At 66.9% G+C, this 12,732-nt stretch carries 10 protein-coding genes and 1 tRNA gene; 7 read left to right on the forward strand and 4 right to left on the reverse strand.

The window, feature by feature from the left end; all coding sequences use genetic code 11:
• The first annotated feature begins 43 nt into the window (after nucleotides 1–43).
• The 4 genes from VTA80_RS00770 to VTA80_RS00785 are packed head-to-tail and all read left to right on the forward strand — an operon-like array spanning nucleotide 44 to nucleotide 4,141.
• A complete protein-coding gene (locus VTA80_RS00770; RefSeq protein ID WP_407343526.1) occupies nucleotides 44–1,423 on the forward strand; it encodes a branched-chain amino acid ABC transporter permease in 1,380 nt (459 codons plus the stop codon).
• A gap of 15 nt (nucleotides 1,424–1,438) precedes the next feature.
• A complete protein-coding gene (locus VTA80_RS00775) occupies nucleotides 1,439–2,425 on the forward strand; it encodes a branched-chain amino acid ABC transporter permease (RefSeq protein WP_407343527.1) in 987 nt (328 codons plus the stop codon).
• The gene (locus VTA80_RS00780; RefSeq protein WP_407343528.1) at nucleotides 2,415–3,344 is read left to right on the forward strand and encodes an ABC transporter ATP-binding protein; all 930 of its coding nucleotides are present in this window, start codon (nucleotides 2,415–2,417) and stop codon (nucleotides 3,342–3,344) included. The genes VTA80_RS00775 and VTA80_RS00780 overlap by 11 nt, the downstream gene beginning before the upstream one ends.
• Nucleotides 3,341–4,141, forward strand: coding sequence for an ABC transporter ATP-binding protein (locus VTA80_RS00785; protein WP_407343529.1), 801 nt, complete (start codon nucleotides 3,341–3,343; stop codon nucleotides 4,139–4,141). Before VTA80_RS00780 ends, VTA80_RS00785 begins: the two co-directional genes overlap by 4 nt.
• Before the next feature lie 179 nt (nucleotides 4,142–4,320).
• On the opposite strand, the gene VTA80_RS00790 is transcribed toward VTA80_RS00785, so the two are convergent.
• Together VTA80_RS00790 and VTA80_RS00795 are read right to left on the reverse strand one after the other, a co-directional pair.
• The gene (locus VTA80_RS00790; RefSeq protein WP_407343530.1) at nucleotides 4,321–5,565 is read right to left on the reverse strand and encodes an ABC transporter substrate-binding protein; all 1,245 of its coding nucleotides are present in this window, start codon (nucleotides 5,563–5,565) and stop codon (nucleotides 4,321–4,323) included.
• A gap of 213 nt (nucleotides 5,566–5,778) precedes the next feature.
• The gene (locus tag VTA80_RS00795; protein ID WP_407345639.1) at nucleotides 5,779–6,402 is read right to left on the reverse strand and encodes an ANTAR domain-containing response regulator; all 624 of its coding nucleotides are present in this window, start codon (nucleotides 6,400–6,402) and stop codon (nucleotides 5,779–5,781) included.
• A gap of 164 nt (nucleotides 6,403–6,566) precedes the next feature.
• On the opposite strand from VTA80_RS00795, the gene VTA80_RS00800 reads away from it, so the two are divergent.
• A tRNA-Leu gene (locus VTA80_RS00800) sits at nucleotides 6,567–6,640 on the forward strand.
• A 288-nt stretch (nucleotides 6,641–6,928) separates the two neighbouring features.
• On the opposite strand, the gene VTA80_RS00805 is transcribed toward VTA80_RS00800, so the two are convergent.
• Nucleotides 6,929–8,122 carry a tyrosine-type recombinase/integrase gene (locus VTA80_RS00805; protein ID WP_407343531.1) on the reverse strand — a complete coding sequence of 398 codons (1,194 nt, stop codon included), beginning with the start codon at nucleotides 8,120–8,122 and terminating at the stop codon, nucleotides 6,929–6,931.
• A gap of 78 nt (nucleotides 8,123–8,200) precedes the next feature.
• A complete protein-coding gene (locus VTA80_RS00810) occupies nucleotides 8,201–8,461 on the reverse strand; it encodes a helix-turn-helix transcriptional regulator (RefSeq protein ID WP_407343532.1) in 261 nt (86 codons plus the stop codon).
• Nucleotides 8,462–8,820: 359 nt separating this feature from the next.
• Here VTA80_RS00810 and VTA80_RS00815 point away from each other — a divergent pair, with 359 nt between their 5' ends.
• The gene (locus tag VTA80_RS00815) at nucleotides 8,821–9,375 is read left to right on the forward strand and encodes a hypothetical protein (RefSeq protein ID WP_407343533.1); all 555 of its coding nucleotides are present in this window, start codon (nucleotides 8,821–8,823) and stop codon (nucleotides 9,373–9,375) included.
• Nucleotides 9,372–12,731 carry a DEAD/DEAH box helicase family protein gene (locus tag VTA80_RS00820; RefSeq protein ID WP_407343534.1) on the forward strand — a complete coding sequence of 1,120 codons (3,360 nt, stop codon included), beginning with the start codon at nucleotides 9,372–9,374 and terminating at the stop codon, nucleotides 12,729–12,731. The genes VTA80_RS00815 and VTA80_RS00820 overlap by 4 nt, the downstream gene beginning before the upstream one ends.
• Nucleotide 12,732 lies beyond the last annotated feature (1 nt).

Below are 12,732 nucleotides of genomic sequence, written 5' to 3' on the forward strand. Positions count from 1 at the left end.
CATGACGACCGGACGGAGGCCCCAGGTGCGGCTAGCTGCGACCATGGACCACTCCCCTCTTGCCCGCCGAACGCTCCTCGCCACCCTGGTGGCGTTCCTGGCGCTCCTTGCCCTGCTGGTGCCCGCGGGCCCGGCTCATGCGGCGGACGAGGCGTGCGTGGCGGGTCCGACGGTCGCGTGCATCAACGGCACGATCCGCACGGCCGCGGGTGCTCCCGCCGTCGGCATCGCGCTGGAGGCGACCGGTCCGGATGGCGTGCACGCGGTCACCACCGGGCCGGAGGGTCGGTGGTCCATCACCGTGACCGCCGCGGGCAGCTACGTCGTGAAGCTCGACCCCGCGACCCTGCCCGCTGGTGAGACGCTGCGCGATCCCGCGCAGAACCCCCGCACCGTGGCGGTCGAGCTCGGAAGCAGCGGCGCCGCGCTCTTCCCGCTCGGTACGCCCGCGGCGGGCGGGTCCGCGGCCAGCCCGAGCGGCGGCAGCTCAGCCACGCCGGGGACCGGGTCGACGAGCGCCCCGGCCGCCGGTTCGGGCATCACCGGGGGGCGCATCGCGCAGCAGTTCACCTCGGGCATCGTGTTCGGCCTGCTGCTCGCGCTCGCGTCGGTCGGCCTGTCCCTGATCTACGGCACGACGGGCCTGAGCAACTTCGCCCACGGCGAGCAGGTCACCTTCGGCGGCATCCTCGCCTACATCGGCTGCCAGATCTTCGGGATGCCGCTGCTGCTGTCGGGGATCCTCGCCGTCGTGATCGGGGCGGCGAGCGGGTGGCTGCAGGACTCGCTCATCTGGCACAAGCTGCGCAAGCGCGGCCTGGGCACGACCCAGCAGATGATCGTCACCATCGGGTTCGCGATGGCGCTGCAGTACACCTTCCAGTTCTTCCTCGGCGGCAGCCCGCTGCGGATCGTCACGGACAACCCCACGACGGTGTCCCTCGGCGACGTGGTCATCACGCAGCAGTCGCTCATCTCGCTGGCGATCTCGGCCATCGCGCTCGGCGGCGTCGCCTACTTCCTCGTGGCGACCCGGACAGGGCGAGCGACGCGCGCCGTCTCGGACAACGCGGCCCTCGCGGCGGCGTCGGGCATCTCGGTCGAGCGCATCGTGCGCATCGTCTGGACGCTCGGTGCCGGCCTGGCGGCCCTCGGCGGGGTCCTGCTCGGTCTGTACTTCAACGCGACCGCCTGGAACATGGGCGCCACGATCCTGCTGCTCATGTTCGCCGCGGTGACCCTGGGCGGCCTCGGCACGGCGTTCGGCGCCCTGGTCGGCTCGTTGGTCATCGGCCTTGTCTCGGAGATGTCGAGCCTGGTCATCCCCTCGGACCTGCGCTACGGCGGCGCACTGCTCATCCTCATCCTCGTCCTGCTCTTCCGGCCCCAGGGCATCCTGGGCCGGGCCGAGCGCGTCGGCTGACGAAAGGTCTCAACCATGGACTGGACCAGAATCCTCAGTCAGGTCGCCGGTGAGGTCATCGCCCCGACGACCGCCGCCTACGCGCTCGCCGCGATCGGGCTGAACATCCACTTCGGGCTCACCGGGCTGCTCAACATGGGCCAGGCAGGCTTCATGCTGCTCGGTGCGTACGGGTTCGCGATCGCCACGATCGCGGGCTGGCCGATCTGGGCCGCGGTGCTCGTCGCGATCGCCAGTGCGGTGGTCTTCGCCACGATCCTCGGGATCCCCACGCTCAAGCTCCGGGGCGACTACCTGGCGATCGTCACGATCGCCGCAGCCGAGATCGTGCGCCTGATCGGCAGATCGACCTCGATGACCGCGATCACCGGTGGCAACGCCGGCCTGGCCGGGGACAAGTACAAGTACACCTTCGAGAACCTGTCCCCCTTCCCGGACGGGGACTTCACCCTCGGCCCCTGGCAGCACTCGAACAACCTGTCCGACAGCTGGTGGCTGCGCATCGTCGCGTGGGTGATCGTCGGGCTCGCCTGCCTGCTGGTCTGGCGCCTGATGAACAGCCCGTGGGGCCGCGTGCTCAAGGGCGTGCGCGAGGACGAGGCCGCGGTGCGCTCGCTCGGCAAGAACGTGTTCTCGTACAAGATGCAGTCGCTCGTGCTCGGCGGCGTGCTCGGTGCCATCGCCGGGATCCTGTTCGTGCTGCCCCGCGCGGTCCAGGCCGACTCCCTCGGCCGCCCGGTGACGTTCTACATCTGGACGATCCTGCTGCTCGGGGGCGCCGCCGCGGTGTTCGGGCCGGTGCTCGGGTCGATCCTGCTGTGGACCGTGCTCATGCTCATCAAGACCGTGATGCGCGACGTCATCCCGGCGTCGGTCATGCGACCGGAACAGATCGAGATGTTCGGCTGGGTCCTGGTGGGTATCGCACTGATGCTGCTGGTGATCTTCCGACCACAAGGGATCCTCGGGGACAAGAAGGAGCTGGCGATCCATGACCACTGAACCCCTGACCACACCGGGCACCGGTGCCGTGCCGCAGGAGGAGATCTCCCCCACGCCCGGCGCGCGCAAGCCCGACGCGATCCTCGTGGCCGACGGCGTCCAGCGCACCTTCGGGGGCGTGCACGCGGTCGACGTGGACCACCTCGAGGTGCAGCGCGGCTCGATCACGGCCCTGATCGGGCCGAACGGAGCCGGCAAGACCACGCTCTTCAACCTCCTGACGGGTTTCGACAAGCCGAACACCGGGACCTGGAGCTTCGAGGGGCGCTCGCTGGCCGGGGTGCCCGCCGCGCGCGTCGCGCAGGCCGGGATGGTCCGCACCTTCCAGCTGACCAAGGCCCTGAGCCGGATGACCGTGATCGAGAACATGCGTCTGGGGGCCACGCGGCAGAGCGGCGAAAACCTCTTCGTCGCGCTCGTCCCACCGCTGTGGCGCGCGCGCGAGCGGGAGATCACGGCCCAGGCCGAGGAGCTGCTCGAGCGGTTCAAGCTGATCGAGAAGCGGGACGAGTTCGCCGGGAGCCTGTCCGGCGGGCAGCGCAAGCTGCTCGAGATGGCACGCGCCCTGATGAGCAAGCCCACCATGGTGATGCTCGACGAGCCGATGGCGGGGGTGAACCCCGCCCTGACCCAGTCGCTGCTCGGCCACATCAAGGCGCTGCGCGACGACGGCACCACGGTGCTGTTCGTCGAGCACGACATGCACATGGTGCGGCACATCTCCGACTGGGTGGTGGTGATGGCCGAGGGCCGCCTGGTGGCGGAGGGCCCGCCCGACGCCGTCATGAACGACGCCGCGGTGATCGACGCCTATCTCGGCGCGCACCACGACACCGACCTCGGCGACGACAGCCTGCTGACCGACGAGGTCGCCGAACAGCTCGAGGCCGAGGCGCTGCGCGAGGGGAACCGACGATGACGACCACGACCACCACCGGCACGGGTGCCACGACCCCCCGCACCGACGAGCCCCTGCTGCGGGCGGACAACCTCGTGGCCGGGTACGTCCCCGGGGTGAACATCCTCAACGGGTGCGACCTCGAGGTCTTCCGCGGCGAGCTGGTCGGGATCATCGGTCCGAACGGTGCCGGGAAGTCGACGCTGCTCAAGGCCCTGTTCGGGCTCGTCAACGTCCGCTCGGGGAACGTCACGCTCGACGGCCAGGACATCACCAACCACCGGGCCGACTCGCTCGTGCGCCGCGGGGTCGGGTTCGTGCCGCAGAACAACAACGTGTTCCCCTCGCTCACGATCGAGGAGAACCTGCAGATGGGCCTGTTCCAGGCGCCCAAGCGGTTCGCGGAACGGTTCGCGTTCATCGTCGACCTGTTCCCGATCCTCGGGGACCGCCGCAAGCAGCGCGCCGGGTCGCTCTCCGGCGGGGAACGCCAGATGGTCGCGATGGCCCGCGCGCTCATGATGGAGCCGTCGGTGCTGCTCCTGGACGAGCCGTCGGCCGGTCTGTCGCCCGTGCGGCAGGACGAGACCTTCATCCGCACCCGCCGGATCAACAAGGCCGGCGTGTCGATCGTCATCGTCGAGCAGAACGCCCGCCGGGCGCTGCAGATCTGTGACCGCGGCTACGTGCTCGACCAGGGACGCAACGCCTACACGGCCCCCGGCCGCGAGCTCATGAACGACCCCAAGGTGATCGAGCTGTACCTGGGCACGCTCGCCGCCGACCAGGAGTCAGCGGACAAGGCCAAGCGCGCCTAGCGTTGACTGCACGGCACCACGCATGACCAGCTGCGGGCCCGGTGGGAGGAAACCCCCACCGGGCCCGCGTCGTCGTGCACCCCGCCGGCGAGGCACGGCACACGAACAGCGGGCCCGGTGGGAGGAATCCCACCGGGCCCGCGTCGTCGTGCGGTCGTACGAGGTTCAGCGGCGCTCGATCAGAGCGAGCCGGCCTCGGACTTGATGAAGGTGTACTTGTTGTCCGCGCCGTACTGGTAGACCCCGATCAGGGCGGTGGACGGGTCGTTCTGCGCGTTGAACGAACCAGCGCCGGAGACCGCGTTGTAGTCGATGTCCTTGCCGGCGGCGAGCAGGTCGGCGCACTCCTTGAAGCCGGTGCACTCGGTGCCACCGTCAGCGCCGGAGACCGCCGCCAGGTTCTTCTGGATCGTCACCCCGTCGGTCGCGCCGCCCTTGACTGCGGCGAGCGCGGCGAGCGTGGTGGCGTCGTAGGACTCCGCGGCGTACGAGTAGTCCTTCAGCGCGGGGTCGACGGCCAGGAGCTTCTTCTGGAACGCGTCATCGGGGAACGCACCGGGCAACGTGCCCTGAACGCCCTCGAGCGTGCCGGGCTGGAAGTCCTTGCTGTAGTCGCTGAGGTTCCCGTCGACGAAGTAGACGTTCTTCATGTCGTAGCCCTTGGCCACGAGCTCGGGAATGATCTGCTTGGTCTGAGCGAAGGCGATGATCGCGATCGCGTCCGGGTTCGTCGCGAGGACGGCGGTGACGGGGTCCGCGAAGCTCGTGGCCTTCGGGTCGAACTCCTGACCCTGGTTGCCGTACGAGATCGTGGCACCCGCGGCCTCGACGGTGGTCTTGAGCACGTCGCGCAGCGAGGTGCCGTAGTCGTCGTTGAACACGAGGACGCCGATGTTCGCGTGCCCGTCACCCGTGATCAGCTTGCCGAGCGCGGCACCCTGCAGGATGTCCGACGGCGCGGTGCGGAAGTAGAACGGGCTCTTGCCGCTCAGGTCCGTGGCGGTGTTGGCCGGCGAGATCTGGACGATCTTGGCGTTGGTGATGTCCTCGACCACGTTCCGGGTCACGGCCGACGACGCGGCACCGATGATGACCTGGACCTTCTTGCTCTTGAGGTCCGTGACGGACTGCGTCGCGATCTCCGCGTTGTCCGCGTCGGAGGAGTCGGCGTTCTCGAGCTTGACGTCCGCACCGAGAACCCCGCCCGCGGCGTTGATCTCCTTGACCGCGAGGCCCACGCCGGCGATCTCGGGCGGGCCGAGGAACGCGAGCGAGCCGGTCTGGGGCAGGAGGGTGCCGACGATGAGCGGAGCGGCCGCCGGCGACGCGTCACCCGTGCCGTCACTGCTGCTGCACGCGGTCAGGACGAGGGCAACCGCTCCGGCCAGGGCGGCCACGCGGAGTGCATTGGTGGATCGAATCATGCTGTCGTACCCCTCTGCTCATTGCTGCAACTCGGGGCGGGGGATCCACCCTGACGAGGTCTGTGCCGGAAAGGTACCTGGCATATGTGTCCGGCATGTGACAAATGCTGTCTCAAACCGGGTGGTTACCAAGTCGCAACACAAGCGAGGCCCGGCCCCTCCCCTGGTGGGGTGGGACCGGGCCTCGGGGGCCGAGCGCTCAGGGCACTCGGTTCAGCTCGCGCCGCCGACCTGCTCGATGACGGCGTCGGCCACCTCGCGCATGGTCAGCCGGCGGTCCATCGACGTCTTCTGGATCCAGCGGAAGGACTCGGGCTCGGACAGCCCCATCTTCGTCATGAGCAGGCCCTTGGCCCGGTCCAGGCGCTTGCGCGTCTCGAACCGCTCCGCCAGGTCCGCGACCTCGGACTCGAGCGCGCTGATCTGCGCGTAGCGCGAGATGGCGATCTCGACCGCGGGCAGCAGGTCCGCGGGGCTGAACGGCTTGACGACGTACGCCATGGCGCCTGCGTCCCGTGCCCGCTCGACGAGCTCCTTCTGCGAGAACGCGGTCAGCAGCACGACCGGCGCGAGGTGCGCCTTACCGATCCGCTCCGCCGCGGAGATGCCATCGAGGATGGGCATCTTCACGTCCATGATCACGACGTCGGGTTTGAACTCCGTCGCGAGCCGGACTGCCTCTTCGCCGTCGCCCGCCTCGCCGACGACGTCGAACCCCGCCTCGCGGAGCGTCTCGACGACGTCCATGCGGATGAGCGCCTCGTCCTCGGCCACCACGGCGCGGCGCGCGGGACGCCCAGCGGCCGCGACCGGCGCCGCGACGGGCTCGGGAAGCAGTGCGGGGAGATCAAGTGGGACGGCCGACGTCGGCTTGTCCGTTTTCGCGTTCTCTGAAGTCACCGGTCAAGACTACCGGTGTGATCGGGGGCCGACGCGCGCCTGCGGCGTCTTGTGCACCACACACCCGGTAACCTGACCGGGCACGTCGTTCGCGGCGGGCTGCCCCGATAGCCCAATCGGCAGAGGCGTTCGGCTCAAACCCGATCCAGTGCGAGTTCGAATCTCGCTCGGGGCACCTCTAGATAGCGTTTGACCTGGGGAAACGTTCGAGAACGTCGCCCGGCCGAGGCCGGAATCCGGCGCTACTCGTCGTTAACTAGCCAGAAATGGATTCACGGACTGACCTGAGGGCTTCCTCGAACCAGAGCGGACTCGACTGAGCTAGCGCGATCACGCGGTCCCAATCGAGGCCGATCCCGGGCCGCAGGAGGGGCCGCCGGGCCACCGCCCGGCTCGATTCAGGGGTGAAACCGTCGAGGTGCAGCGAAGTTCTCAGCCGGCGAAGTTCGCCACCCAGTCGGGTTCAGGAGTTCTGGTCACCCGGGGTGGGCTGCTCGGTCGGGGCGAACTTCTCGAGGATGCGTGTCAGGTCTGGGGCCAGGTGGGTCTTCATGACGTAGTAGGTCTCCGTCATCGACTCTGATGCATGCCCTAGCTGCGCGGCTGCGTCCTTCGAGTTGGCCTCGCGCTCGATCATGGTCGCGACGGTCTTGCGGAACGCGTGGGGTGTGACCCACTCCAGCCCAGTGCCCTCACGGATGGAGCGCCACTGTCGGCGCACGTTGTGGCCTGAAACCCACGTGCCATTTCGTGTGGTGAAGACCGCATCAAGAGCGTTTGGTGTGGCGCCCGCCCGACGACGCATCAGCACGTCGACGGCGAAGGACGGCAAGTAAACGGTGCGTCGACCAGCAGCGGACTTCGTCGCGTCTTGACGAACGATGCCGCGGCCCTCGAGTTGTACGAGCGTCCCGCTGACGGTGAGGGTCGGACGGACAGCTTCAAGATCGAGATCAGACCAACGCAGGGCGAGCACCTCGTTGATCCGGAGCCCAGTCGCTAGGAAGATGTCCACGATGTCCGGCAGGTTCCCGTTCGGGCTCGGCCCGACAGGGCGGCGACCCGATGAGTCCTCCTGACGCCACTGACGCACACCCCTGCGTGCGATCTCAAGTTGCGTTTCGTCGAGCGCTCGGACTTCCTTCTTCACCGTGCGCAGTCGCGAGACGTTTCGCACGGGATTGATCGGGATCGCGTCGTGGCGAACCGCCATACCGATGATCTGGCCGAACACTTGCTTGACCGCTTGCGCCTGCGCAGGCGCGTCGGCTGCGTAGGCCCTCAGGAACCGGTCCGTCAGCGCCACCGTGACCTCACGAACGCGGATGTCGCCAAGCGTCGGAATGATGGCGTGGTGGACGATCCCGCGATACCTATCGATGGTCTGCGGCTTGAGTCGGTCCTCCGCCTCGATCTCCTCGAGCCACAGTGCACAAAGTCGGCTTACCCGCATGTCGCGGGTCACTGCCGCTCCGGTCTCCGTAGCGACCCGGTCGTGGAGCGAGGCCAGCAAAGCCCGCTCCGCCGCGGCCCCGGTCTTGCCCCAGGCCGTGACGCGCCGGGTCTTGCCGTCGAAATCCCGGACACGGGCCTGGGCGACCCACCTTCCAGACGGCTGCTCGACACGTTGGACCTTTCCCCACGTACCGAGCGGCATCGGCGGCCTAGCCACGGCGTCTCTCGGCCCGTCCGACGAGGGCCGCGTACAAGACAAGGACGGCGCCGTTCATCGCGACTACTGACCCTGCTCCAGGGACGCGTTGAGCCAGTCCTGGACGTCTGCGCGGCGGTAGCGCACGTACTTACCGAGCTTCATCCCCCGGGGACCGCTTCCCTGGGCACGCCAGTAGTAGAGCGTGTTCTTTGGGATCCCGGTGTAGGCGGCGAGCTGGTCGATCGACATGAGCCCCCCTGCGTTCGAGAAGACCCCGTCATCGTCACCGCCATTCGTCGCGATGGTCGCCGGACTGCTAACGATCGGATTCTTGGTTGCCATCTGCCCGCCTGCTTCCTAGCGTGGGAACTCCTCTGGGCCGTGCAGGGGATCTCGCGGATCGATCGAGCCCGCCACCGCTTGCTCTCCCGACTGCCGTCGGAAAACCAGGAAGACTCCCTGACACAGAGAGCAACCTCCATGCGCACAAGACGCGTCGGACACCACACCACTCGAGGTGGATCTGGGTTTCGCTGGCCCGGAGCGCCGATACGATCACACCCGTGACCGCTACCGCCCTCCTCCCTGACGTAGTTGCGGGGGCCGGCGAGCGAAGCGAGGGGGGTGAGTCGCTCATCAAGTCGAAGAAGCGCGTCAAGGCGCACGGCGAGGTGTTCACACCCGCCCACATGGTCAACCAGATGCTCGACATCGTCTCCGAAGAACTGGAGACCGGGCCGGAGTTCGTCGACACGACCTTCCTTGAGCCTGCCGCTGGCGATGGGAATTTCCTCATCGCCATCTTGGGTCGCAAGCTCGCTGCGGTCGAGGCACGACTTCCGTCGCAGGTGTGGGAGCGAGAGTCTCTGTTCGCCCTCGCTTCGATCTACGGCATCGAGCTGCTGGAAGACAACCACGCTGACGCGCAGGCCACGATGCTCCACCTGTTCCTCGCCTGGCATAGGCAGCACGGCACCAGCGTCGGTGAGCGCACGAACTTGTACCGGGCGGCGGAGTTTCTCATCGAGGCGAACATCCGGCGCGGCAACACCCTGAACGGCAAGGAGCCGGACGGGTCCGAGATCAAGTTCTCGTGGTGGCACCGCACACCGGACAACCTCGTGATTCGGGAGCCGTTCACTTTCAGGTCCCTACGTGCCAGCCCTCCCGTCGTCGACCTGTTCGCCGCCTCAATTGAGTCGGTCGTCTACGCGCCGTGCCGTATCGACGGCGTCTTCGCCGAGGAAGCCCCGTGACACCCAATAGCCCCAAGATCAAGACGTTCGACGAGATCGTCCCGATGATCTACTCCTGGACGACCCCGAACGTCACCCCGACCTGCCACGCAACGTCCCTTAAGGACGGCGGTTGGGAAAAGATCGGGTACACCGAACAGGACACCGTCGATGCCCGTATCGCCCAGCAGGCGTCGCAGATGGGCACGTTCGTCGAGAAGCACAAGCTCTGGGCCTACAAGGCTCGGTTCATCACCGAGGGCGGCGGCTGGTTCACCGACCACGACTTCCACAAATACCTGCACCAGCAGGGCATCAAGCGGTTCGTCGACCAGGGCAAGACCGAGTGGCACCAGTTCGCCGGGGCGCCGAAGACGTCGCAGAGGTTCTTCTCAACGTTCATCATGCAGGACTTTGCTGCCGCGCAGACCGTGGAGCCGCAGGGCTACACGCTGCGCCCCGAGCAGCGGCGGGCCGTCGACCACGCCATGACCGCGTTCGGCCCCACCGTCGAGGGCGACGAGGCGCTGTGGAACGCCAAGCCACGGTTCGGCAAGACGCTGACGACGTACGACCTCATGCGCAAGATGGACGTCAAGCGCGCCCTGATCGTCACCAACCGGCCAGCCATCGCGAACTCGTGGTTCGACGACTTCGAGAATTTCATCGGCCACCAGACGAACTTTCAGTTCGTGTCCGACTCCCCGTCGCTTGACAAGCGCACCCCGATGACCCGCGACCAGTGGAAGGCGTACTCGCGGGAGAACATCGACCTGGACCCACGCATCATCGAGTTCGTCTCCCTCCAAGACCTCAAGGGATCGCTGTTCTTCGGCGGGTCGTTCGACAAGCTCAAGTACATCGCTGACACCGAGTGGGACTTGCTTGTCATCGACGAGGCGCACGAGGGCGTCGACACCACGAAGACCGACATAGCCGTCGACAAGATCAAGCGGACCCACACGCTGCACCTGTCCGGCACCCCGTTCAAGGCGCTCGCCAAGGGCCGGTTCACCCAGGACCAGATTTACAACTGGAGTTACGAGGACGAGCAGACCGCCAAGGCCCAGTGGTCCGACGGGACGCAGGACAACCCCTATGCCCAGCTCCCGACCCTCAACCTGCTCACCTACCAGGTCTCCCGCATGGTGGCCGACCGCCTAGCCGAAGGCGTCGCGCTGGATGAAGAGTCCGGGAACGTCGACTACACGTTCGATCTGGCGGAGTTCTTCTCCACGAAAGCCAACGGCTACTTCGTCTACGAGTCCGACGTCGCGCGGTTCCTGGATGCGCTGACGACCCAGGAGAAGTACCCGTTCTCTACCTCTGAGCTGCGTGACGAGATCAGGCACTCGTTCTGGCTGCTCAACCGGGTCGCCTCAGCCAAGGCGCTGGAACGGATGCTCAATACGCACCCGGTGTTCTCCGAATACACGGTGATCCTGGCGGCCGGCGACGGACGGCCCAACACCGACGACGGTGACGGGCTCGATGAGGACGCCAACGACTCGGTGACCATCGGCAGGTCACTCGACAGGGTGCGTGACGCCATCGCCAAGGCGGAGGCCGAAGGCGGCAAGACGATCACGCTGTCGGTCGGTCAGCTCACGACCGGGGTCACCGTCCCCGAGTGGACGGCGGTCATCATGCTGTCCAACCTGTCGTCCCCTGCGCTCTACATGCAGGCGGCATTCCGGTCGCAGAACCCCTGTACGTTCACGCGCGGCGACAAGGTGTACATCAAGAAGAACGCCTACATCTTCGACTTCGCGCCCGAGCGCACGCTGATGATCTTCGACGAGTTCGCCAACAACCTCGCCTTGCACCCGCCCGTCGACCGCGGCGAGCGGGGGGCGAACATCCGACGGCTGCTCAACTTCTTCCCCGTCTTGGGCGAGGACACCGAGGGCCAGATGATCCCGCTCGACGCCGAGAAGGTGCTCACCTTCCCGCAGGTGTTCAAGGCGCGCGAGGTCGTGCGGCGAGGCTTCCTGTCGAACCTGCTATTCGCCAACGTGCACGGCATCTTTCGGGCCGTGGAGCACTTCGAGGACATCCTCAACAAGCTTCCGGTCGCGAGGCAGAAGAAGACCGAGAAGGGCGAGCCCGTCGAGGTGCCGACCCCACCGCCGACCACGGACGCCGACGGCAACGTGAAGGTCGACTTCGGGACCGTCATCAACCCGAAGGTCGCCCAGATCGGCAAGCCGATCTACAGCGATGAGGACGTGCCGGTGCTCGACCCGGCCACGGTCAAGGCCGATCAGGCTGCCAAGAAAATCGCTGCGGTGGTCAACGACAAGGCCCGCGAAACCCGCGAGAGGCTGGCCGCCGAGTACGACTTGACGGGCAAGCAGGTCACCGCCGACGAGAAGGCCACCGAGGCGCAGGTGAAGGCCCAAGTGGAGCGCGTCTACATCGACCACCAGATCGCGCTCAACCACATCGAGGCCGCAAGCAAGGAGTCGGCGACGGAGGCCGAGTTCGAGGCACTCGAGGCGAAGAAGTCTGAGGCGAAGGCCGACCTTGACGCCCAGGTGCTCGCGATCTTCCACGACACCCTCGACAACGTCACCGAGACCGTCGTCAATCGCGAAGAGACCAAGAAGGCACAGGCGGCGGTCAACAAGACCCTCGACGCCGCCCGAGACCACCTGCGCGGGTTCGCCCGGACCATCCCGATGTTCCTCATGGCCTACGGCGACCGCAACACCACGCTCGCCAACTTCGACGACTACACCCCCGACGACGTCTTCGCTGAGATCGCAGGCATCTCCGAGGAGGACTTCCGCAAGCTCCGTGACGGGCGAGACGTCATCGACCCAAAGACCGGCGAGACCACACACGTCCCGGGCCTGTTCGACGAGACAGTGTTCGACCAGGCAATCTTGGAGTTCCTCGACAAGAAGAACGAACTCGCCAACTACTTCGACCCGGCTTTGACCGAAGACATCTTCGCTTACATCCCGCAGCAGAAGACAAGCCTCGTCTTCACCCCCAAGCCAGTCGTGCAGATGATGTGCGACACCCTGGAGGCGGAGACGCCGGGCATCTTTACCGACCCGGACAAGACGTTCGCGGACCTGTTCTCCACCGCTGGGCTGTTCTGCATGGAGCTGGTCCGTCGGCTCGACAAGGGCCTAGCTGACGTGATCCCGGACCCCGCCGAGCGGCTACAGCACATCTTCACCAAGCAGGTCTTCGAGATGAGCCACAACGCGATCCTTCACGAAATCACACTGGAAGCCGTCAGCGGCGGCGTTCCCGAGCGCCGAGCGTGGCTGGAACACTCCGGGCACTTCCGGGTCGGGAACCTGGCCGGGATGAGCCCTGCGGAGCGTGAGTCGCTGGTAGACGAAATGTTGGGAGACGACTGAC

The sequence above is a fragment of the Pengzhenrongella phosphoraccumulans genome (genome assembly GCF_045689905.1).
In the GTDB taxonomy this organism is placed as follows: Bacteria; Actinomycetota; Actinomycetes; order Actinomycetales; family Cellulomonadaceae; genus Pengzhenrongella; species Pengzhenrongella phosphoraccumulans.

Coding starts and splice junctions, on each gene's coding strand:
- VTA80_RS00785 (WP_407343529.1), top strand. CDS start 3,341: ATGACGACCACGACCACCACCGGCACGGGTGCCACGACCCCCCGCACC.
- VTA80_RS00805 (WP_407343531.1), bottom strand. CDS start 8,122: ATGCCGCTCGGTACGTGGGGAAAGGTCCAACGTGTCGAGCAGCCGTCT.
- VTA80_RS00780 (WP_407343528.1), top strand. CDS start 2,415: ATGACCACTGAACCCCTGACCACACCGGGCACCGGTGCCGTGCCGCAG.
- VTA80_RS00810 (WP_407343532.1), bottom strand. CDS start 8,461: ATGGCAACCAAGAATCCGATCGTTAGCAGTCCGGCGACCATCGCGACG.
- VTA80_RS00770 (WP_407343526.1), top strand. CDS start 44: ATGGACCACTCCCCTCTTGCCCGCCGAACGCTCCTCGCCACCCTGGTG.
- VTA80_RS00775 (WP_407343527.1), top strand. CDS start 1,439: ATGGACTGGACCAGAATCCTCAGTCAGGTCGCCGGTGAGGTCATCGCC.
- VTA80_RS00790 (WP_407343530.1), bottom strand. CDS start 5,565: ATGATTCGATCCACCAATGCACTCCGCGTGGCCGCCCTGGCCGGAGCG.
- VTA80_RS00815 (WP_407343533.1), top strand. CDS start 8,821: ATGCTCGACATCGTCTCCGAAGAACTGGAGACCGGGCCGGAGTTCGTC.